General features: G+C 56.7%; 21 protein-coding genes. 13 read left to right on the top strand and 8 right to left on the bottom strand.

Annotated elements, in window-relative coordinates:
* The first annotated feature begins 31 nt into the window (after nucleotides 1–31).
* From NLU14_RS05700 to NLU14_RS05680, 5 genes are all read left to right on the top strand, one after another.
* Complete coding sequence (locus NLU14_RS05700) at nucleotides 32–463, top strand: hypothetical protein (RefSeq protein ID WP_275705212.1); 432 nt, start codon at nucleotides 32–34, stop codon at nucleotides 461–463.
* A 123-nt stretch (nucleotides 464–586) separates the two neighbouring features.
* The gene (locus tag NLU14_RS05695; protein ID WP_275705211.1) at nucleotides 587–865 is read left to right on the top strand and encodes a hypothetical protein; all 279 of its coding nucleotides are present in this window, start codon (nucleotides 587–589) and stop codon (nucleotides 863–865) included.
* Nucleotides 866–964: 99 nt separating this feature from the next.
* Entirely contained in the window at nucleotides 965–1477 is a 513-nt protein-coding gene (locus NLU14_RS05690) for a DUF411 domain-containing protein (protein ID WP_275705210.1), read from the top strand.
* 10 nt (nucleotides 1478–1487) lie between these two features.
* Entirely contained in the window at nucleotides 1488–2342 is an 855-nt protein-coding gene (locus tag NLU14_RS05685; RefSeq protein WP_275705209.1) for a WD40/YVTN/BNR-like repeat-containing protein, read from the top strand.
* Nucleotides 2335–2763 carry a c-type cytochrome gene (locus tag NLU14_RS05680; RefSeq protein ID WP_275705208.1) on the top strand — a complete coding sequence of 143 codons (429 nt, stop codon included), beginning with the start codon at nucleotides 2335–2337 and terminating at the stop codon, nucleotides 2761–2763. The genes NLU14_RS05685 and NLU14_RS05680 overlap by 8 nt, the downstream gene beginning before the upstream one ends.
* 53 nt (nucleotides 2764–2816) lie before the next feature.
* Here NLU14_RS05680 and NLU14_RS05675 read toward each other — a convergent pair whose 3' ends face one another.
* The 5 genes from NLU14_RS05675 to NLU14_RS05655 are packed head-to-tail and all read right to left on the bottom strand — an operon-like array spanning nucleotide 2817 to nucleotide 9545.
* Nucleotides 2817–5177, bottom strand: a complete 2361-nt coding sequence (locus NLU14_RS05675) for a heavy metal translocating P-type ATPase (protein ID WP_420845035.1) — start codon at nucleotides 5175–5177, stop codon at nucleotides 2817–2819.
* A complete protein-coding gene (locus NLU14_RS05670) occupies nucleotides 5170–6498 on the bottom strand; it encodes an APC family permease (RefSeq protein WP_420845034.1) in 1329 nt (442 codons plus the stop codon). The genes NLU14_RS05675 and NLU14_RS05670 overlap by 8 nt, the downstream gene beginning before the upstream one ends.
* A 22-nt stretch (nucleotides 6499–6520) precedes the next feature.
* Nucleotides 6521–7264 carry a copper resistance protein B gene (locus NLU14_RS05665; protein WP_275705207.1) on the bottom strand — a complete coding sequence of 248 codons (744 nt, stop codon included), beginning with the start codon at nucleotides 7262–7264 and terminating at the stop codon, nucleotides 6521–6523.
* Complete coding sequence (locus tag NLU14_RS05660; protein ID WP_275705206.1) at nucleotides 7261–8955, bottom strand: copper resistance system multicopper oxidase; 1695 nt, start codon at nucleotides 8953–8955, stop codon at nucleotides 7261–7263. The genes NLU14_RS05665 and NLU14_RS05660 overlap by 4 nt, the downstream gene beginning before the upstream one ends.
* Nucleotides 8952–9545, bottom strand: coding sequence for a cupredoxin domain-containing protein (locus NLU14_RS05655; protein ID WP_275705205.1), 594 nt, complete (start codon nucleotides 9543–9545; stop codon nucleotides 8952–8954). Before NLU14_RS05655 ends, NLU14_RS05660 begins: the two co-directional genes overlap by 4 nt.
* A 153-nt stretch (nucleotides 9546–9698) precedes the next feature.
* On the opposite strand from NLU14_RS05655, the gene NLU14_RS05650 reads away from it, so the two are divergent.
* The 4 genes from NLU14_RS05650 to NLU14_RS05635 all read left to right on the top strand — a co-directional run bounded on the left by NLU14_RS05650 (nucleotide 9699) and on the right by NLU14_RS05635 (nucleotide 12889).
* Nucleotides 9699–10364, top strand: a complete 666-nt coding sequence (locus NLU14_RS05650) for a response regulator transcription factor (RefSeq protein WP_275705204.1) — start codon at nucleotides 9699–9701, stop codon at nucleotides 10362–10364.
* A complete protein-coding gene (locus tag NLU14_RS05645; protein ID WP_275705203.1) occupies nucleotides 10351–11700 on the top strand; it encodes an ATP-binding protein in 1350 nt (449 codons plus the stop codon). Before NLU14_RS05650 ends, NLU14_RS05645 begins: the two co-directional genes overlap by 14 nt.
* Nucleotides 11697–12161 (top strand): Cd(II)/Pb(II)-responsive transcriptional regulator, encoded by a 465-nt coding sequence (gene cadR / locus NLU14_RS05640; protein WP_275705202.1) that lies wholly within the window; start codon nucleotides 11697–11699, stop codon nucleotides 12159–12161. The genes NLU14_RS05645 and cadR overlap by 4 nt, the downstream gene beginning before the upstream one ends.
* An 80-nt stretch (nucleotides 12162–12241) precedes the next feature.
* Nucleotides 12242–12889, top strand: a complete 648-nt coding sequence (locus NLU14_RS05635; RefSeq protein WP_275705201.1) for a cation efflux transmembrane domain-containing protein — start codon at nucleotides 12242–12244, stop codon at nucleotides 12887–12889.
* Between the two features lie 63 nt (nucleotides 12890–12952).
* On the opposite strand, the gene NLU14_RS05630 is transcribed toward NLU14_RS05635, so the two are convergent.
* Entirely contained in the window at nucleotides 12953–13873 is a 921-nt protein-coding gene (locus NLU14_RS05630) for an AEC family transporter (RefSeq protein ID WP_275705200.1), read from the bottom strand.
* Nucleotides 13874–14028: 155 nt separating this feature from the next.
* On the opposite strand from NLU14_RS05630, the gene NLU14_RS05625 reads away from it, so the two are divergent.
* Nucleotides 14029–14730: a Crp/Fnr family transcriptional regulator gene (locus tag NLU14_RS05625; protein WP_275705199.1), complete on the top strand. Its 702-nt coding sequence runs from the start codon at nucleotides 14029–14031 to the stop codon at nucleotides 14728–14730.
* Between the two features lie 11 nt (nucleotides 14731–14741).
* On the opposite strand, the gene wrbA is transcribed toward NLU14_RS05625, so the two are convergent.
* Nucleotides 14742–15341 carry an NAD(P)H:quinone oxidoreductase gene (wrbA, locus tag NLU14_RS05620; RefSeq protein WP_275705198.1) on the bottom strand — a complete coding sequence of 200 codons (600 nt, stop codon included), beginning with the start codon at nucleotides 15339–15341 and terminating at the stop codon, nucleotides 14742–14744.
* A 210-nt stretch (nucleotides 15342–15551) separates the two neighbouring features.
* On the opposite strand from wrbA, the gene trhA reads away from it, so the two are divergent.
* Complete coding sequence (trhA, locus tag NLU14_RS05615; RefSeq protein ID WP_275705197.1) at nucleotides 15552–16217, top strand: PAQR family membrane homeostasis protein TrhA; 666 nt, start codon at nucleotides 15552–15554, stop codon at nucleotides 16215–16217.
* Here the strand turns inward: trhA and NLU14_RS05610 are convergent, their stop codons facing one another.
* A complete protein-coding gene (locus tag NLU14_RS05610; RefSeq protein ID WP_275705196.1) occupies nucleotides 16218–16781 on the bottom strand; it encodes a Yip1 family protein in 564 nt (187 codons plus the stop codon).
* A gap of 367 nt (nucleotides 16782–17148) precedes the next feature.
* On the opposite strand from NLU14_RS05610, the gene NLU14_RS05605 reads away from it, so the two are divergent.
* Both NLU14_RS05605 and NLU14_RS05600 read left to right on the top strand, forming a co-directional pair.
* Nucleotides 17149–18741 carry an MFS transporter gene (locus NLU14_RS05605; RefSeq protein ID WP_275705195.1) on the top strand — a complete coding sequence of 531 codons (1593 nt, stop codon included), beginning with the start codon at nucleotides 17149–17151 and terminating at the stop codon, nucleotides 18739–18741.
* 35 nt (nucleotides 18742–18776) lie between these two features.
* The gene (locus NLU14_RS05600) at nucleotides 18777–20147 is read left to right on the top strand and encodes an MFS transporter (protein WP_338040784.1); all 1371 of its coding nucleotides are present in this window, start codon (nucleotides 18777–18779) and stop codon (nucleotides 20145–20147) included.
* Nucleotides 20148–20157: the final 10 nt, after the last annotated feature.

Below are 20157 nucleotides of genomic sequence, written 5' to 3'. Positions count from 1 at the left end.
GTGTCATCGAAATAAAAAACTGCTAGGATTTGTGGAACTGAAAGACGGGCTGTATGTCATAGCCACGTATCGTCACAGCTTGGTGTTTGAAATCAGGATGACTGCAACGAACCGCCAAATCATCTCCGTGCTGCTGTCACTACTTCTGGTGATAAGTGGGCCGGCGTTGGCCATCTCCAAAATGGCGGACGCTGCGGTAGCGGATTGTGGTTCCATGATGATGGATCAGGCTGAAAGCACCAGTTCCTCATCGGACACTGGAAGCCATTGTGTCTCAGCTCCTGATATGGCCTGCCCGAGTGCCAGTGGGCTGAGCCAATGTGGTATTAGCTTCGCTCTGTTGCTGGCAGATCACACCGGTTTTACTGATACCGGCTCCCAACCGGTCTTAAGCGCCCGCGCGGCTATCTACCAGGACCCTTTCCTGGCTTCTGTTACGCCCCCTCCAGAACATCACTCCTGAGTTTTAACCCGGATTTTCGCCCTTCGCGGCGAATTCATTAACGTCGATTCTTGCAACGTTAGTTATTAAAAAAGCCCCGTGCCTTCTTTCATTCGTCACGGGCCTTTCACTGGAGTGAATCAAATGCGCAATTCAAAGATCAAGCTCGCAATCACAGCGATTTTTCTGGCCGGTACCATTGGTACCTTCTCTGTATTTGCCCATGAGGGCGAAGGAAAAGGCATGATGTCCTCAGAAGGCATGGAAGAAATGGGCGGCATGATGGGGATGATGAACATGATGTCGGACATGTCTCCGGAGGATCGTAAAGCCATGACCGGTGCCTGCATGAAGATGATGCAGAGCCACGGCCGCGACCACATGGACGGCGCCACGAAAAATGAAGGCGCCGAAGCCAGTTAAGAGTTGGGGCAACGTCCCGAACTGACATCCATTGCCCGGGGGAGCCAAGGCGACCCCGGGCCTTGTGTTGCCTATTACCGAATCAAATCGAGGATTACCATGAAGCCCAACAAACTTGCCCTGTATACGGGTGTAGCCGCCATCGTTCTCTCCGCCGGCGCCACCACATTGGCAATCCAGGCCAGCGAGCCCACCCAGTCATCAGCCCCCCTGGCCTCCACTGGCGCGGCTGGCCCAGCTATCACAATCTACAAGAGCCCCAATTGCGGCTGCTGCCAGTCCTGGGCTGAGCACCTCGATGCCAATGGCTTTGAGACCACCATTGTAGAAACCGACAACCTTAACGAGATCAAGCAGCAGTATGACGTGCCGCGTGAAATGGCCTCTTGCCACACCGCACTGATCGGTGATCTGGTGATTGAGGGACATGTGCCAGCCGATGACATTGTGGCTTACCTGGAAAATCCCCAGTTCAATACAGTAGGGCTTTCAGTGCCCGGCATGGTTCAGGGCAGCCCCGGTATGGAAACCGGCAAGAAGGAGGATTATCAGGTTATCGCCTTCAGTGCCAACGGCCAGCAAAGTGTGTTCCGCGAACACAAAGATTATTGAGGGCGGTCCCATGAGAGCGATTGTTCATTCTCTGACCAGGGCAGCCTGGCACTTTTGCGCACTCACGATGGCAATTGTTCTGCCAGCGCTGGTTCACGCCCAACCTGCAGACGACGCCCAACCAGTTAAGGCCCTGACGACCAGCTCGTCAGGCGCCCTCCTGATGCTGCGGGACAGCAGCCTGTTTGCCGTAGAAGGCGGATCCTCCACCGAGATCACGCTACCGGCAACCGACCAGGGGGCTAAACCCACCTCCCTGACCAGAGGTGCGGATGGAAGCGTCTACCTCGCCGGTCCGGGCCTGGGCATGTGGCGTTATGACAGTGCCAGTGAGATCTGGCAGTCTCTCAACGACACCCTACCGAACCTCGGAGTTACTGCCTTGGCCGCTCACGCCACCCAGCCCGGAACTCTCTACGCATACCTTGGGAAGGACGGCATGTTCCGGTCCAGGGACGGCGGCACCGAGTGGGTAAAAGTGGACAGCGGTCCCCGGGAGCCGGTGCAGGCATTCCTGCATTCTGATATGCCCGGCAGCATGGAAAGTGGCTGGCTGTATGCGGGTACCACCCGCGGTGTCGCCCGCTCCATGGACTGTTTCTGCTTCTGGGGCGATGCGGGTGATCTGCGCGGCACGGTGTCTGCCATCAGCTATGATCCTGCGGCTCCGGAAAACGTTTATGCCGTGATCGAGGGGCAGCTTCATCACAGTGCCGACGGCGGCGAAACCTGGACAAGCCTTGAGATCCCCCAACCCGTGACTGCCCTTGCCTTCTCGCCGGCACAAGGACTTGTGGTGGGCACGGTAAACGGGAACCTGTTTGCCCGTGGCGCCGCTGGCGAATGGACGCCTGTCCATGATTAAGTGGATCAGCGCGCTGGCCTTGCTCATTGTGCCGGTCCTTGCTGGCGCCTCAGACGGGCCGGTGAGTGCGGACAATGCGCCGCCGGAAGTCCACCAGGGCCGCCAGGTTTATGAGCAGTACTGCGCCGCCTGCCATGGATGGCAGGGGGAAGGCGCGGATGACTGGAAAAAACCAAATGAAAAAGGCGAAATGCCCGCCCCGCCCCATGACGATACCGGTCACACCTGGCGTCACAGCGATGCCATGTTGTTCAAAATGATTGCCGAAGGATGGCGACACCCCTTCAATAAATCCGACCGGCTGACCATGCCGGCGTTCGGTGAAAGTCTGACGAACCAGGAAATAGGCGCAGTAATCGAGTACCTCAAGAGCCTCTGGACGGATGAACAACGGGAGTATCAAGCAAAAGAAAGCCAGTAACTCGGCTCGGCCGCTATCGACATTTCCAGTGCTGGGTGAGATTGACCACGAGTTCAGTGTTTCTGCCCAAGTTTAATCACCCTCAACCGCAGCGCATTCACAATCACGCTGACCGAAGACAGCGACATGGCGGCTGCCGCAAAAATCGGCGACAGCAGTATGCCGAAAAACGGATATAGAATACCCGCGGCAATGGGAACGCCGGCGGAATTGTAGATGAAGGCAAAAAACAGGTTCTGCCGGATATTGCGCATGGTCGCCAGGGACAGCCGACGCGCTTCCACAATACCCATCAGATCGCCTCGCAACAGGGTGATACCGGCGCTTTCGATAGCGACATCGGTACCGGTACCCATAGCCACACCCACATCGGCTGTTGCCAGGGCGGGCGCATCGTTAACGCCATCGCCAGCCATCACCACGATACGGCCCTCGTCTTTCAGGCGCTGGACGATCTTGCCCTTGTCTTCCGGCAGGACTTCTGCCTCCACTTCATCAATATGCAGTTTTCGGGCAACCGCCTCAGCCGACGTGCGGTTATCACCGGTCAGCATTACTACCCGGATGCCATCTTTCTGCAGGGCTGAAATGGCAGCTTCGGTGGTTTCCTTCACCGGGTCGGCGATGGCCAGCAGGCCGGCCACTTTGCCGTCGACGGCTGCAAAAATAACGGTGGCGCCATCCTTTCGAAGCTGATCTGCCTCAGATTCAAAGTTCGAGGCATCGACGCCTTCGGCTTCCATCAGCAGACGATTGCCAATCAGTACCTGCTGCCCCTCAATCTTGCCCGTCACGCCTTTGCCGTTCGGGGAATCGAAGCCTTCAGCGTCCGGCAGTTGCAAGTCCATCGCTTTGGCTTTGTCGAGAATGGCGTGGGCCAGCGGGTGTTCACTCCCCTTCTCCAGGCCGCCAGCAAACCGCATCAGCTCCTCCTCACTGACCCCCTCGGCCGTAACCAGCTTTGTTACTTGGGGTTTGCCTTCAGTCAGTGTGCCGGTTTTGTCCACCACCACCGTATCCACCTTCTCCATCCGCTCCAGAGCTTCCGCATCGCGGATCAGCACACCACTTTGGGCGCCCCGCCCGACCCCCACCATGATGGACATGGGGGTTGCCAGGCCCAGGGCACAGGGACAGGCAATGATCAATACGCTCACTGCGGCAATCAGGCCGAATGCCATAGGCGGTGTCGGTCCGAAGAATGACCAGGCAATAAAGGCGATAATGGCAATCACGATCACGGCCGGCACAAAATAACCCGCCACCTTGTCTGCCAGGCCCTGAATCGGTGCGCGGCTACGCTGGGCGCTGGCCACCATCTGCACGATCTGGGACAGCATGGTATCCCGGCCAACCTTGTCGGCGCGCATGATAAAGCTGCCCTGCTGGTTGATGCTGCCGCCGATTACCTGGTCGCCAGCCTTCTTGCTCACCGCCAGGGGCTCACCGGTCACCATGGACTCATCCACATTGGAGCTGCCCTCAAGCACCTCACCGTCCAGCGGCACCTTGTCCCCAGGGCGAACTCGTAGGCGGTCGCCAACCTTGACCTGGTCCAGCGACACATCGGACTCGCTGCCGTCGTCGTCCAGCTTCCTGGCCGTCGCGGGAGCCAGGTCCAGCAGAGCTTTTATGGCACCCGATGTTTTCTCCCGGGCTCGCAATTCCAGAACCTGCCCCAGTAACACCAGTACCACGATGACCGCTGCTGCTTCGAAATACACGGCAACCGAACCATCGTCCTGACGGAAGGCATCCGGGAAGACCTGGGGTGCCAGTGTCGCCACCAGGCTGTAGAGCAGCGCAACACCGGTACCAATGGCAATCAGTGTAAACATGTTCAGGTTGCGACTAACCACGGATTTCCAGCCACGAACAAAGAAAGGCCAGCCACACCAGAGAACCACAGGCGTTGCCAACACCAGCTGAATCCAGTTCGACGTCTGAGGGGCCACGATGTGATCGAGCCCAATGAGGTGCCCACCCATTTCAAGCATCAGTACTGGCAAGGTCAGAACCAGGCCGATCCAGAATCGGCGGGTCATGTCCGTAAGCTCTGCAGAGGGCCCGTCATCCAGGCTCACTTGCTCCGGTTCCAGAGCCATACCACAGATGGGGCAGTCTCCCGGTCCCTGCTGTCGAATTTCCGGATGCATGGGGCATGTGTACATAGTGCCCGGAGCTACCGGCTTTTGCTGCTTATGGTCTTCGCCCAGGTATTGTTCGGGGTTCTCATCGAAGCGGGATTTGCAACGTGACGAACAGAAGTACCAGGTTTTGCCGCCGTGCTGGCTTCGATGTTCCGCGGTATGCGGATCCACCGACATGCCGCAGACCGGATCCCTGGCGGTATGCTCGCCAGATCCCTCGTGGTCGTGATGGCCGTGGTGATGGGCGGGTTGGTGTTCAGACATTGCGGTCTCCCGTTTCCTGGAATTTTTTCAGAAAAATCTGCTCTGCAACCGAGATGGCAATCATCGCTACAACCGCTACGCCTATAACAAACGGATCGGTGTTCAGCTTAACCCAGACAAAGCCTCCAAGGACGAGCAAATCCAGCAGGATGGCCATAGCTGGCACCCACGCCTTGGCCTGCACGTCTTCACGCAAATAGCGAAGCACGCCCCAGTGGATGGCAATGTCCATAATCAGGTAGAACACAATGCCCAGTGCCGCGATGCGGGAGAGGTCGAAGAACGCCGTCAGGATAAGCCCCAGAACTACAGTGTAGACCAGCGTGTGCTTCTGGATGCTGCCCGGCATGCCAAAGTGACTGTGGGGCACCAACTTCATTTCGGTCAGCATGGCCAGCATGCGAGAAACCGCAAAAATACTGGCCAGAATACCGCCAGCAGTGGCCATCATGGCAATGGCTACCGTGAACCACACGGCGTATTCTCCAAGCGCCGGGCGCGCAGCGGCGGCAAGAGAGTAGTCCTGTGTCTCGATAATCTCAGCCAGTGACAGGTTGCTGGCAACGGCAAAACCGACCAACGTATAGATCACCACGCAAGCCGCAATAGAAATAATGATCGCCCGCCCTACGTTCCGCTTGGGGTCTATTACTTCGGAGCCGCTGTTGGTAATGGTGGTGAAGCCCTTGAAGGCCAGAATTCCAAGCGCGGTTGCGCCCAGGAAATTGCCCATTGTTCCGGCTTCTCCAGGGGCCGAGAAGTCAACTGATATGGAGTCGGCAACCCAGACACCCACCAGCCCGAAGATCAGTATGCCTCCGATTTTCAGGACGCCGATAAAAGAGGCCACACCCTGAATCATCCGGTTACCCAGCAGATTTATGAAAAACGCTGCCAGGATCAGTGACACACCGAGAATGGGCACCATGCGTCCACTTTCGTCACCACCGAAAAGCTGTATGGTGTAAGAGCCAAAGGTGCGGGCCAGAAAACTCTGGGCGATCACCATGGAGAAGTACATCAGCAAGGCATTAAATGCCGTTGGCAGCCGGTTTCCATAGGCCTTGTGCAGGTACATGCCGATGCCGCCGGCGGAAGGCCAGGCATTGGAGATCTTGATGTAGGAGTAAGCGCCGAAGCTGACAATCACGGCGGCGGCCAGAAAGGCCAGCGGGAAAAGAACGCCTGTCATCTGCGCCATCTGCCCGGTCAACGCAAAGATACCGGCGCCAATCATCACGCCGGTCCCTAGCATAACCGTCCCAGGAAGAGTCAGGCTGCCTTCCTGGTAGCGGGTGGTTCTGTCCTGATCCCTGGTCATTCAACCTCCCGTTATTGCAATATCAGAAAGAGAGCCTGGCGCCTACGACCGCAAACCAGTCTTCGGTACTGCCGCCTGAATCCCAGGCGAGATCGGCAGTATCTCCGTACTTACGCTCGTAAACCATGCCAACATAGGGGGAAAAGGAACGGGCGATCAGGTCGTAACTCAGCCTCAGCCCCACTTCGGTGGAATTAAGTCCCTTGCCGACGCCAATTTCCTGATCTTCAGAGAACGCCACGAGGCTTTCAAACGTTGCCGACGCAATCCAATAGTTGGTGATCAGCAATTCGTATTCCGCCTCAAAGTCCACCGACGCGTCGCCTTCATCGCTGACATAAAGATTGGTGTCCACCTCAAACCAGTAAGGTGCCAACCCGGTGAGGCCAAGCACGCTGTAAACCCGGTCCGGGCCTTCGGGGGTATCAATGCGAATCCCGGCCTTGGCGTCCCAGAAGTCATCCACCGGAACCTGTCCAACAAACTGGTTTTCCAGGGTTTCCCAGGCATTGTGGGCTTCCTCCCACTCGCCCTCGAACAACCAGCGGAACTTGAGTTCATCGGTGCCGTAGTATGCATCACCTTCAATAACCGCCAGCTCCTCGTCTGAATCACTGTAACGGTACTCGAATTTTTCCGCAGACACGCCCCAGAAGGTCCTGGCTGTCTGGGTTTTCTTGGCAGGATCTTCCTGAGCGACAGCGGGGGTTGCCAGTGCAGCCACCGCCAGGGACAGGCCACACATGGACACAGCCAAATGATTCATGATTCACCTCCCTGGTTCCCGCTTTGCTTGCCGTCAGCCACGGGACTGTCCGGACCACCCTCAACCACGATCTTGCGGAACATGCCGGAAGCCGCGTGATAAGACAGGTGACAGTGGAAAGCCCACTGACCCGGCGCATCCACTTCGGTTTCCATATACACGGTGGTGGCCGGGGCCACGCTGACCACGTGCTTCAAGGGGTTCCACTTGCCCTCACCCACCTCGAGAATCGACCACATGCCATGTAGGTGCATGGGGTGAGTCATCATGGTTTCATTGACGAATTTGAAGCGAACCCGTTCGCCGTATTGCAGCACGATGGGATCAGCATCCTCGTATTTGATGCCGTTGATACTCCACTCGTAACGCTCCATGTTGCCGGTCAGGCGCAGTTCGATTTCGCGGGTGGGCTCGCGATCTTCGTACAGCGGTTTTTGGGCTTTCAGGTCCTGGTATGACAGGAACTTGCCCCCGTTGGCAGCAGTAGGAATCAGGCCGCTGCCGTTGGCGTAAAAGGGATCTTCCGGCAGGCTGTCGCCGCCGTGGTCCATACCCTCCATATCACTGTGATCCATGCCCTTCATGTCTCCATGGTTCATATCTGTCATTTCGCCATGGTCCATGCCGTCCATATCACCGTGGTCCATCACGTGCCCGGCCATATCCGCCATGGTCAGCAGCGGGGCATCCCGCCGGTCCGGCACTTCCGCGGTCATGCCCTCTTCCGGCGCCAGGGTGCCCCGGGCGAAGCCGGAGCGGCCCATGGATTCCGCGAAAATGGTGTAGGCCTTCTCATCATTAATATGAACAATCACGTCGTAGGTTTCGGCCACACCTATGCGGAATTCGTCCACGTTCACCGGCTGCACGTTGTTACCGTCAGCCTGCACCACCGTCATTTCCAGCCCGGGAATCCGCACGTCGAAATAGGTCATGGCAGAAGAGTTGATAAAGCGAAGGCGCACCCGCTCACCCGGCTTGAACAGTCCGGTCCAGTTCTGATCCGGGCCCTTGCCGTTAATCAGCCCGGTGAAGCCCTGCACATCTTCAATATCCATCTTCATCATGCGCATATCGCCCCACATCATCCGGTCCCTGAGGGTGGCCATAAAGCCTTTCTCTCCGGATTCGTCAATAAAGTCACCCACCGTCTGCTGCTGGCGGTTGTAGTAATCCGCAGACATTTTCAGGTTACGCATGATGCGGTCACCGGAATGGGGGTGCTTGTCGGTGAGCTGTACCACGTATTCCCGATCGTAACGGTAGGGTTCACGGCCCTCAGGCTCGATCACGATCGCGCCATAGGCGCCGTTGGGTTCCTGAAAACCGGAATGGCTGTGGAACCAGTATGTGCCTGCCTGAACAATCGGGAATTGATAGGTGAAGGTTTCTCCAGGCTTGATGCCTGGGAAGCTGATGCCCGGCACGCCATCCTGCTCAAAGGGCAGAATCAGGCCGTGCCAGTGAATGGAGGTCATCTCGTCCAGGTTATTGGTGACATTGATCGTCACCTCCTCCCCTTCCCTGAACCGTAATACCGGCCCCGGGGAAGCACCGTTGTAACCGATGCCTTCCTTGACGAAATCGCCGGTGTCGATCTGGACCCGATCAACAGAAATATCGTACTCGCTGGCAAATACCTGGAACGGCATCAAGCCGGCAAGGACAACAGCCAGAATACATTTGTTCATTGCACAGACTCGCTTTCAGACTCACCTCGGACGCGCTCTTTAGCGGCAACCGTAGCCTCAAACTCAATGTCGCCATACATGCCCGCCTGATAGTGTCCGGGTACGTTGCAGGCAAACTCCAGATCAGCGGCTTTGGTAAAGGTCCAGACAATCTCCCTGGCTTCACCCGGCTCCAGCAGTACGCTGTTGGGATCGTCGTGCTTCATGGAATGGCCGTTGCCCATGTCCATTTCCATCATTTCGTGGTCGATGCGATCCCCTTTGAGCACGCCATGCTCTACCATCATCTGCATTTCTTCCTGGTGCGCCTCGTGCATGTCCGCAGTGCCGATGTTGAATTCGTGCACCAGGGCCCCCTCGTTCTTCACACGGAAGCGAATGGTTTCACCGGGTTTCACGGAGATGGACTCGGGCTCGTAATAGTTATCCAGCATGGTCACATCTATCGTGCGGGAAACGTCCTCTTCCTTGCCGGGTTCGCCTATGGCGTTGCCGCCGTGATGGCCATCGTGTTTGCCAGCAGCGTAGGCGCCGGAGGAAATTGCCAATACCATGGCAGGCAACAGTGCATTCTTGAGGAACTGATTCATCGATTTCTCCCGGAACTGATTTGACTATTGGATTCTGGCCCATACTCTGCCCCAGCAACCTGAATCCTTGCTGAATTTTCCGGTTAACACTTTTTCAGGTTACATTCAGCAAATGGCCGTACACTCAAGCAACTTCACGACGCAGGAACCTTCATGCGATTGCTTCTAGTGGAAGACGACGCCCTTATTGCCGATAGCCTGAACCGTCAACTGACCGCCGCCGGCTTCACCGTTGATGAAGCCGGCACCGCAAAACAGGCAGAACAGCTCGGTAAACAGGAAAACTACCGGGCGGTGGTGCTGGACTTGGGATTGCCTGACGGCAGCGGGCTGAACGTGCTCAAAAGCTGGCGTGCCGACAAACTGGCCATGCCGGTGCTGATCCTGACCGCCCGGGGCGACTGGCAGGACAAGGTGAATGGCCTCAAGGCGGGGGCGGATGATTACCTGGCTAAACCCTTCCAGACCGAGGAACTGCTGGCACGGTTGAACGCGCTGATTCGCCGCAGCGAAGGCCGGATAGAGTCAAAACTGACCGCCAGCGGTTTCGAACTGGATGAACACCGCCAGTGTTTGCAAACCCCCGATGGCCAGGAACATTCCCTGACGGGCACTGAGTTCCGCCTGCTGCGCTGCCTGATGAGCCGCCCGGGGCAGCTGTTCTCGAAAGAGCAATTGCTGGAGCAGCTTTACAACCTGAACGACAGCCCCAGCGACAATACCATTGAAGCGTATGTGCGCCGGTTACGGAAAATTGCCGGAGCCGATGCCATAACAACCCGTCGCGGCCAGGGGTATATCTTCAATGCCGTGGACTAACCCCCGCAGCTCCATCCGTAAAAGCCTGTTGACCCTGTTGCTGCCTGCCGCCATTGCGCTAATGGTGGCTGCCTGGATTGTTCACGGCTTGTTGCTGGAGCGAATGGCACGGGGGTTTGTGGAGAATCGCCTACAGGACGAAGTCGCCTTTCTGGAACATCAGTTACGGCAGTCGGGCCCCGAAGAAATCCGGGGCATCGCTGAGGGGGATTATTTTGAAGAAGTGTTCCACCATGCCTTCGCACTTCGCATCGGCAACCAGATTCACAGCTCACCGGAGCTGTGGACGCCAATGCTTGAACCATTATTGGCGGAAGCGCGAAGCGGATTTGTTCGCAAAACCAACCCCGGGACTGAAACAGCCATCGCGGACTTCCTGGCCTTTCGCAAGGCCCTGACCCTGGATGACGAAACGGTCGTCATTGTTGTGGCTGAGGATCTCAGCACCCTGCAACACAGCCAGCAAGAGCTGCACCTTTGGACTGCGGTGGTGTCTGGTATTCTGCTGGTTTTACTGTTGCTTGCCATCTGGTTAGCTATCCGGTTGTCGCTACGCTCCGTTGGCCGCCTTCAGCAAGGCCTCAAGTCTTTACAGACCGGAGCCAGTAATCGACTGGATATGGAAGCCCCGGCGGAGTTCCAACCACTGATCAGCCAGCTCAACCAGCTACTGGACACTCTCGACCAGAGGCTGGCTCGGTCCCGAGACGCCTTGGCCAACCTCTCCCACAGCGTCAAAACGCCCGTGGCTGCCATTCGCCAGGTTCTCGAAGACGACACACGCACCCTGGACCCGGGCATGCGACAACAACTGGCCCAACGGCTTTCCGACATCGACCGGCAGTTAGAGAGCGAAATGCGCCGCAGCCGGTTCGCCGGGCCCCAGGCGGGCATGGCTGCGCAACCCGTCAACCAGTCGCGGGACCTGCTTTGGATGTTGGGCCGACTACATCCCGACAAGAACTTCGAACTGGAGACCAAGCTGAGCCCGGACACTCGCTGGCCAATCGAAGAGCATGACCTGAATGAAATTCTTGGCAACCTGCTGGACAACGCCGGCAAATGGTCTCGCCGGAGTTCTGTGCTGTTCCTGTCCGACACCGGGGATCAGTTGATTGTTACCGTTGAAGACGATGGGCCAGGAGCAGACACTGACGAACTGTCAACATTGGGCAACCGCGGCGTGCGACTCGATGAACAGACCCCGGGGCATGGGTTGGGGCTGGCCATAGTCAGAGAGATTACAGAACGCTATGGTGGTAGCCTAGTGTTCGGTATTGCAGCAACAGGCGGGCTCACAGTCAAGGTACGAATACCCACAGGTAACAGACCATGAAGATCGGCGAAATTTCGAAGGCAACGGGCATTCCGGTGGAAACCATTCGCTACTACGAAAAAATCGGGCTGGTGCCGGAGCCTGAACGGCAAGCGAGTGGTTATCGGCACTACCGGCAAAGCCACCTTGACCGACTGCTTTTCATCAAACGCTGCCGCAACCTGGACATGGCCCAGGACGAAATCCGCGAACTGATCCGCCTTGCAGACCAGCCGGATGCGGACTGCAGCGAAGTGGACGCCCTGCTGGCTCGGCATCTCAACCATGTGCGCGAGCGCCTGCGGGAATTGGCCAACCTGGAAGACACCTTGCAACAACTCCAGAAAGCCTGTTCAGAGGGCCGCACCGTCAGCGAGTGCGGCATTCTGGGCGGATTGGCGGCAGAGCCTGTCGAAGAGCCTTCTGCCGGCGGCCACAACCATGTTCCGGGCACTCATCACCACACGCCGGGAACACGCTGAAACTTTCCCCCACGCCAGCGGTTGACTCTATAGTAGCTACAGGGTTTTAAATGGGCGCATTCTGATAACAGGAGGTATTCATGGCGTGTAGCTGCTCTGCTCCCGAACCCAAATCACCAGCCCCAGGCTTTCGCAAGGCCCTGTGGATTGCCCTGTGGGTCAACCTGATCATGTTTCTGGTAGAAGGTGCTGCCAGTCTTCAGTCCGGCTCCGTGTCGTTGCTGGCCGATGCCATCGACTTCTTTGGTGACAGCGCCAACTACCTGCTGTCGCTATCCGTGCTTTCCATGGGCATGCTCTGGCGTGGCCGGGCCGCCATGGTGAAAGGCATTACCATGGCGGTATTTGGTATTGCCGTGCTGGGCCGGGCAGTCTGGGTTGCTCAAAGCGGCATCACGCCGGAACCCATGACCATGGGAGCCATCGGTTTACTGGCCCTGCTGGCCAACGTCGGCGTTGCTATCATGCTGTTCAAATTCCGGGAAGGTGATTCCGACATGCGCTCAGTGTGGCTGTGTAGCCGCAACGACGCCATTGGCAATATCGCGGTGATGGTGGCTGCACTGGGGGTTTTCGGCACCGGTACCGCCTGGCCGGACCTGGCCGTGGCGACAGTGATGGGCGGCCTCGCCATTACGGCGGGCGTCAGCGTAGTGCGCCATGCCCGCAAGGATATTGAAGGTGCAAAACAGGCGTCAGTCAGCTCCGCCAGCCCGGAAATCCGATAACTCATACTGAAACTCATCATCAGCAATCATTTCGTGGCCGTCATCATCGATACCGCTGGGAAATCAGGGAATAACCAGCGCCACCATCACCGGAATAAAGGCCAGGGCGAACAGCGTACTCAGCAACGCCGTACCCGCAGCCTGTTTCGGAGCGGTATCCAGCAGCGTTGCGATCACCACGGTATTGGCCGCGATTGGCGTTATGGAGATCAGGAAAATCGCCTGGTAAACCGCCAGATTATAAATGCCGAAGAATTGCGCATCCAGCCACCAGAGCACCATCGCGGCTATGGGCCAGGACACAAACTTGCCGAAGAAAGCCAGGCCGGTAAAACGCGGATTGCCCGCCAGCCCACGAAAACTGAGGATGCCCATGCCGATAATCATCATGCCCAGGATGCTGTAGGCGCCGCGCAGGTTGTCGAACAGGGGTGTAAAAACCTCGGGAATGGAGAAGCCTGAAAGGTTCAGCATGACGGCCAGAACAAAGGCATAGACCGACGGCAGCCGCGCCACGCGAACCAGGGCGTCCTTCAGGCTGTAGCGCCCCCGGGCGGCCAGGTAAAAGCCCACGGAATTCTCAAACAGCGTGGTGCCCAGCATGCACACGATATAGAGCGCCAACCCCTCCTGGCCAAACAGCAACAGGGCCACCGGTATACCAAAATAGCCGGTGTTGCCCGTTCCCACAGACAGCGGAATAATACTGGCACTGCCGTCCGTAATAACGCGTTTTGCCACTGCCAGGTGAACCAGGCCAAGAACCGAGCACATGGTGAACGTCAGGAACGGCAACAGAATCACTTCCGTCGACAGGGGGGCTGCCATAACGCCCGAAAACACCACCGAAGGGGTCACAATATACAACATGATACCAGCAATATGCTTGCCACTGGCCTGGAGGTAACGGCCGGCAATCCAGCCCAGGGCAACCGTGACATACAAGGGAAGCAGTTTATAGAAAAGTGCGAGGGCTGCGGCCATGCAGATGCAGACTCCGATAGCAGGTAGGGGGAAGGAAGCGAGTTTAACACTGACCGGAATATTCATTCAGCCGCTAACGCAAACTGGTTTAATTTATTTTAAATATATCTATACAGGTGCCACACTGTGCTTAATGACTTCCCTGGGATGCGCCCATGAAACATGAACCGATTGCCAACACATCTTCATCACCATGCCTGCTGGCGGAAAAAAACCGAGATATCATCTGGCATGAGCCCGCGCCGGAGTCCCACGCGTTACTCAGCGGGCTCAGCCACTGCTTTGGCATTCACCTGAACAACGAAAGCGACCATCCAGACCAACGCTTTCTGAACAAACTTGGCGAGCTGTTCCAGAAATGCCGGATCGAAGCTGAAACCAACCTGGAACGCCATAACCGGCCGTGGGGCAATGTGTACCTGATACAACACGGGGTACTACGGCTGTTTCGGGAGTCACCGACGGGCAAGGTAGCTATTCACCATTTTTTCACCGAAGGGGACCTGATCTGGCCGGTTTTCGGCCGTAGCAGAACGTCACGGAATACCCTGTGTCTGACATCGGTAACCCCTGCGACTCTCTGGGTGGCCGATTTTTCGGCGTTCCGGGCAACTGTGCAGGCACGCGGGGGTGGTGCATGGGAGAAGTTCGCCATTGTGCTGACGGAGGAAGTCGCGGAGCTGACCAGTATGCGGGAGTTTCGAAAACACACAATGCCTGCAAAGGAGAGGTACGGACTATTGCTGGAGGAGTATCCCGAGCTGATCAAGCGGGTTCCGGACAATCAACTGGCGTCCTGGCTGGGCGTGGTCCCGGCGACCTTCTCCAGGCTGAAGAAGGCCACCGGTAACGGTTGAGCGATCGAATATCAGCCGAACAGTTTCACCGCCAATTCCGCAACATGCCTGCCCTGGTAACGGGCGATTTTCAGTTCCTTCTCACTGGGCTGGCGTGACCCGTCACTACCGGCGATCGTAGAGGCCCCGTAGGGGGTACCGCCGCTTACCTCCGACACATCAAAAAACTCCGGAATACCGTAGCCGAGCGGCACAATCACCATGCCGTGGTGAGCCAGGGTGGTCCAGAATGAACTGATGGTATGCTCCTGGCCGCCACCGGTGCCGGTTGAGGCAAACACACTGGCCAGCTTGCCATGGAGTTTGCCCTCCGCCCATAGTCCACCGGTTTGATCCAGGAACGTACGCATCTGCCCGGACATATTACCGAATCGTGTCGGTGTGCCGAAAATAACGGCGTCGTATTCCGGAAGCTCTTTAGGGTTGGCGACGGAAGCCGCCTGATCAGATTTACCGCCCGCTCCCAGGAATGCCTGATCAGACATGGTTTCGGGCACACGCTTGATGGTGACGTCTGCACCGCTGACTTCCCTGACACCTTCCGCCACTGTGTTTGCCATGGTTTCGATGTGACCATACATGGAATAATAAAGAACAAGTACCTTCGCCATAGTTCACGCTCCTTTATGTTTGCAGACAGCTGGTTTGCAACTAAGTAATGTGTTTAGGCTACCGTCTGAACAAGCATCGCAAAACCGGAAGATTTCAGTCAGCTTGTTCAGTTTTTCTGATCGATATTATAACCACGTCATATTCTAGCCATTGCGTACACCTGTACGCTGAAGTACCGTAGTGGCATGACAGACCCAGCCCGGAAAGTGATGCAAACCAATCCCCCGTCAACAGAATCCGTTCACCACCGAATTGAGGAATGGCTGAACATCGCTACCCATGGGCTAGGCGCTGTTCTCAGCGTAATAGGCACGGTTGTATTGATCGTAGCGGCGAGCCACATGGGGGACGTGTGGAAGATTGTCAGCTTCAGCATATTCGGTGCTTCGCTGGTACTACTCTACCTGGCGTCAGCGCTTTACCATGGTGCGCGACATCCACAGTTGCGTGCGCTGTTCAAAACCCTGGACCACTGTGCCATCTTTTTGCTGATAGCCGGCACCTATACGCCGTTCCTGCTGGTCAACATGCGCGGCGCCACAGGCTGGACCCTGTTTGCCATCATCTGGTCCCTGGCCATCACCGGCGTGGTACTGAAGGTTATCTTCAAGAACCGCTTCAAGCTCGCTCGGGTGGGCATCTATATTGCCATGGGCTGGCTGATTATTTTTGCCTCATCGGACCTGATAGCCAACCTTAGTGAAACCGCGCTTTACCTGACCATTGCTGGCGGGGTGGTGTATACCGCCGGCGTTGGTTTCTACCTGGCCGACCGCATTCCCTATATGCATGCGGTATGGCATCTGTTTGTGATTGGCGGCAGCGCCCTTCACTTTAGTGCGGTTTACTATGGAGTGCTCCCCTACCCGGTCTGATCAATAGGCCCAAACCATCGCCATCAGGATACCCCAGGCCAGCAACGATGCCGCCATCACCGTGTAGGTAGCGGACATGGCAACGACATCGTTGTCAGAACGGTGGCACAGGGAACGAATCCCTTGATAGATAAGGGCGCAGGAGAGGAACATGCCCACTGCTACAGCCATCACACTCACCGCCAATATCGGCACTAGCAGCGCCAGAGCAGACAACCACAAGGGTATGGGTGCAATTGTGGCTAACAGATAGGAGTCCTGATAGCTGATCTCCATATTGTGCCCGTCCAGAACCGCACGAATAAGCCAGCCCATAACGAAAAACGTCAGCAATTCCGCCAGGAACAGGATGGTCGTTATGAATCGCCATTCCTTGTCAGCAAACCCGGCCAGAAAAGCGTCGCCATAATGGGTGCCCGCGTAATAGAGCAACACAGGGGGCAGAAACGACATAGGCACAACCACCACCCATGCCAGGAAAGGAATCGAAAAATTCCGGCGTTTGAGCTCCAGCCACACTCCGTTGCCGGAAAAGGGCAATTGCAGTAATTGCGATATCATCATGGCCTACCCCTCACATCCTAACGTGGTCTTTTTGTATTAGCCGAGCCAGCCTACATGGTCAAGAACAGCCAATGACCTTGGACAAGCCAAGCCCTCCACCATCGGAAATGATTGGCTACCCCTATTGCACCAGATTTCCACGAAACTACTCCATTAGGCGTATAACCATTGTAACTTTATGATTTAAATAGGTTATAAGAACATTTCCATCATCCGGCCGCGCGTCTGAAAAACGAGAACCAGCCGGTCTTCCCTGTCCTTGACATTTATCACGATCAGATCCCGTCCTCCGTTTGCAGAATGGCTCCAATAGCCCTCAAGTCACCATCGCCGTGGCCTTGGGTCAGCAACTAAAGGAGCAGTTATCATGGCCAAAACCAACGCCGACATCGAACATTGGGATGTCGAGAACGAGGAGTTCTGGGAACAGGAAGGCAAGCGCATTGCGTCCCGCAACCTGTGGATTTCCATCCCCAGCCTACTGATGGGGTTTGCCATCTGGCTGATGTGGGGGATGATCACCACCCAGATGCAGAACCTGGGCTTTCCATTCACCATATCCCAGCTGTTCACGCTAAGCGCCATTGCCGGGCTTTCCGGTGCCACCTTGCGGATCCCGGCATCGTTCATGATCAAGATTGCCGGTGGCCGCAATACCGTTTTCCTGACCACCGCCCTGCTGATGATTCCCGCCCTGGGCACCGGCATCGCGCTGATGAACCCGAATACTCCGTTCATCGTCTTTCAGGCGCTGGCGCTACTATCCGGTATTGGTGGCGGCAACTTCGCCTGCTCCATGAGCAACATCAGTTCCTTCTACCCAAAGAGCAAACAGGGTTATGGCCTGGGTATGAACGCCGGGCTGGGTAACTTTGGTGTCACCACCATGCAGATTCTGATTCCCATGGTGATGACCGTTGGTGTCTTTGGCGCATTAGTGGGTGGGCCGATGGAGCTGCAAAGTCCCAGTGGCACATTGATTGGGAGAATCGAAGCTGGCACCAACACCTGGATACAGAACGCCGGCTTTATCTGGCTGGTGTTCCTTGTTCCCCTGGCCTTCGCGGGCTGGTGGGGCATGAATAATCTGCGCACCATTACACCGAACCCTGGCAGCCCTGTGTCAGCTTTCGGCAAGATTATCGGTCTTTACGGAGTCGGACTTGCCACTTCATTGGTCGGGGTTTACGCGCTTGGCATCCTGAATATGTGGTTAGCGTTACCTCTCACCATCGCCCTGACACTGGTTCTCCTGCGCCTGATTCCGGGAGACATCAAGCCCAACATCCAGAAGCAGTTTGCCATCTTCAGTAACAAGCACACCTGGTCCATGACCGTGCTGTACATTCTCACCTTCGGCTCATTCATTGGCTTCTCAGCGGCACTGCCACTGTCCATCAGCGTCATCTTCGGCAACATGATGGAAGTGGCCGCTGACGGCACCGTCACCCGTGTCACCAACCCGAATGCTCCCAGCGCTCTCACCTGGGCCTGGATCGGCCCCTTCGTGGGCGCCCTGATACGCCCTGTGGGTGGCTGGATCTCCGACAAGATGGGGGGCTCCATCGTCACCCAGATCATTTCGGTGATCATGGTGGTGGCTTCGGTGGCAACGGGCTACGTGATGATGCTGGCCTACAACTCAACAGACCCCGACAGCTACTTCGCGCTGTTCCTGATTCTGTTCATCGTTCTATTCGCCGCCAGTGGGATAGGTAATGGCTCCACCTTCCGCAGCATAGGTGTGATCTTCGACCAGCAGCAGAAAGGCCCGGTGCTCGGCTGGACCTCTGCCGTCGCTGCCTATGGCGCTTTCATAGCGCCCAGGGTGATGGGCCGGGAAATCCAGGCTGGCACACCGGAAGTGGCCATGTACGGCTTTGCTGTGTTCTACGCGGTGTGCCTGATGGTGAACTGGTGGTTCTATCTGCGAAAGAACGCCTACATCAAGAATCCGTGACGCCGACTTTATTGTTGTGCCACCAGAGGGAATTCATCATGGATAATAGTGTTACGAAGCCACAACAGTACCGGGCCCTGGGTATATCCACCTTTGCCTTCACGCTATGCTTTGCGGTCTGGACCATCTTTTCCATCATCGGCATCAGGATTCGCCAGGAATTCGGGCTGTCGGATACCGAACTGGGTCTGTTAATGGCGACACCGATCCTGACAGGCTCCATCAGCCGGCTTTTTCTGGGCATATGGACGGACCGCTACGGTGGCCGTTGGGTCTTTAGTGTGCTGATGCTGACAACGTCCGCCTGTGTTTACCTGCTAACCTTCGCTAACAGCTACCTCATGTTGTTGGTTGGAGCACTTGGGGTAGGCCTTGCCGGCGGCTCATTCATCGTTGGCGTCACCTACACCGCCGCCTGGTTTGAACGGGAACGCCAGGGCACGGCGCTGGGCATCTTCGGAGCCGGCAATGTGGGCGCCGCCGTCACCAATTTTGGCGCACCCTTTCTGCTCGTGGCTCTGGGGTGGCAGGGCACCGCACAGGTATACGCAACAGTGCTGGCAGTCATGGGAGTGCTATTCATCCTCCTCGCAAAGGAAGACCCTATGGCGAAGGAGCGCGCCAGCAAGCAATCACAATCCTTCCTTGAACAAATGGCGCCACTGAAGGACCTTCGGGTGTGGCGCTTTGCACTCTATTACTTCTTTGTGTTCGGCGCCTTTGTAGCCCTGGCTTTGTGGCTACCCCACTATCTCATCGGGGTTTACGGGCTGAACATCAAAACCGCGGGCATGATTGCCGCACTCTATACCATCCCCGCCTCCCTGTTTCGAATTCTCGGTGGCTGGATGTCGGATCGTTACGGTGCACGCCGGGTCATGTACTGGACGTTTATTGCATCCGTGGTCTGCACCTTCCTGCTCAGTTATCCACCGACCGAATACGTGGTACACGGCATTGATGGCGACATCCGCTTCTTCCTGGAGGTGGGCGTGATTCCCTTCGTGGTTCTCACCTTTGTGCTTGGCTTCTTTATGTCGCTGGGAAAGGCCGCCGTGTACAAGCATATTCCGGTGTACTACCCCAGCCATGTTGGCGCGGTCGGGGGCGTTGTCGGCATGATCGGCGGTTTCGGTGGATTCCTGCTACCGTTGATGTTTGGTGCGCTAAATGACATCACCGGAATCTGGCAAAGCAGCTTCATGCTGATGTTCGTGATTGTCGCTGCCGCCCTGGCCTGGATGCACTATGCCATCCGCACTGCCGAAAGAGTGGAATGGGCTGCCCGGGAAACCAAGACCGATTTGCCGGAACTGGCTTCACCTCAGTTGTTCTATCCGCTGAATAAACCTCCCAGTGACGGCTCCAGATCAACGGGCGACCAGCTACCCCTGAAACACGGCTAACCGTTCAAAG

Source organism: Marinobacter iranensis, assembly GCF_029207565.1.
GTDB lineage: Bacteria > Pseudomonadota > Gammaproteobacteria > Pseudomonadales > Oleiphilaceae > Marinobacter > Marinobacter iranensis.
The sequence above is the reverse complement of the archived record's forward strand: the minus strand, read 5'-3'. Positions and strand labels throughout refer to the sequence as shown.

Coding starts and splice junctions, on each gene's coding strand:
- NLU14_RS05655 (WP_275705205.1), bottom strand. CDS start 9,545: ATGAATCAGTTCCTCAAGAATGCACTGTTGCCTGCCATGGTATTGGCA.
- NLU14_RS05680 (WP_275705208.1), top strand. CDS start 2,335: ATGATTAAGTGGATCAGCGCGCTGGCCTTGCTCATTGTGCCGGTCCTT.
- NLU14_RS05660 (WP_275705206.1), bottom strand. CDS start 8,955: ATGAACAAATGTATTCTGGCTGTTGTCCTTGCCGGCTTGATGCCGTTC.
- trhA (WP_275705197.1), top strand. CDS start 15,552: ATGCAAACCAATCCCCCGTCAACAGAATCCGTTCACCACCGAATTGAG.
- NLU14_RS05605 (WP_275705195.1), top strand. CDS start 17,149: ATGGCCAAAACCAACGCCGACATCGAACATTGGGATGTCGAGAACGAG.
- NLU14_RS05625 (WP_275705199.1), top strand. CDS start 14,029: ATGAAACATGAACCGATTGCCAACACATCTTCATCACCATGCCTGCTG.
- NLU14_RS05635 (WP_275705201.1), top strand. CDS start 12,242: ATGGCGTGTAGCTGCTCTGCTCCCGAACCCAAATCACCAGCCCCAGGC.
- NLU14_RS05690 (WP_275705210.1), top strand. CDS start 965: ATGAAGCCCAACAAACTTGCCCTGTATACGGGTGTAGCCGCCATCGTT.
- wrbA (WP_275705198.1), bottom strand. CDS start 15,341: ATGGCGAAGGTACTTGTTCTTTATTATTCCATGTATGGTCACATCGAA.
- NLU14_RS05675 (WP_420845035.1), bottom strand. CDS start 5,177: ATGTCTGAACACCAACCCGCCCATCACCACGGCCATCACGACCACGAG.
- NLU14_RS05685 (WP_275705209.1), top strand. CDS start 1,488: ATGAGAGCGATTGTTCATTCTCTGACCAGGGCAGCCTGGCACTTTTGC.
- NLU14_RS05630 (WP_275705200.1), bottom strand. CDS start 13,873: ATGGCCGCAGCCCTCGCACTTTTCTATAAACTGCTTCCCTTGTATGTC.
- NLU14_RS05665 (WP_275705207.1), bottom strand. CDS start 7,264: ATGAATCATTTGGCTGTGTCCATGTGTGGCCTGTCCCTGGCGGTGGCT.
- NLU14_RS05695 (WP_275705211.1), top strand. CDS start 587: ATGCGCAATTCAAAGATCAAGCTCGCAATCACAGCGATTTTTCTGGCC.
- NLU14_RS05645 (WP_275705203.1), top strand. CDS start 10,351: ATGCCGTGGACTAACCCCCGCAGCTCCATCCGTAAAAGCCTGTTGACC.
- NLU14_RS05610 (WP_275705196.1), bottom strand. CDS start 16,781: ATGATGATATCGCAATTACTGCAATTGCCCTTTTCCGGCAACGGAGTG.
- NLU14_RS05650 (WP_275705204.1), top strand. CDS start 9,699: ATGCGATTGCTTCTAGTGGAAGACGACGCCCTTATTGCCGATAGCCTG.
- NLU14_RS05670 (WP_420845034.1), bottom strand. CDS start 6,498: ATGACCAGGGATCAGGACAGAACCACCCGCTACCAGGAAGGCAGCCTG.
- cadR (WP_275705202.1), top strand. CDS start 11,697: ATGAAGATCGGCGAAATTTCGAAGGCAACGGGCATTCCGGTGGAAACC.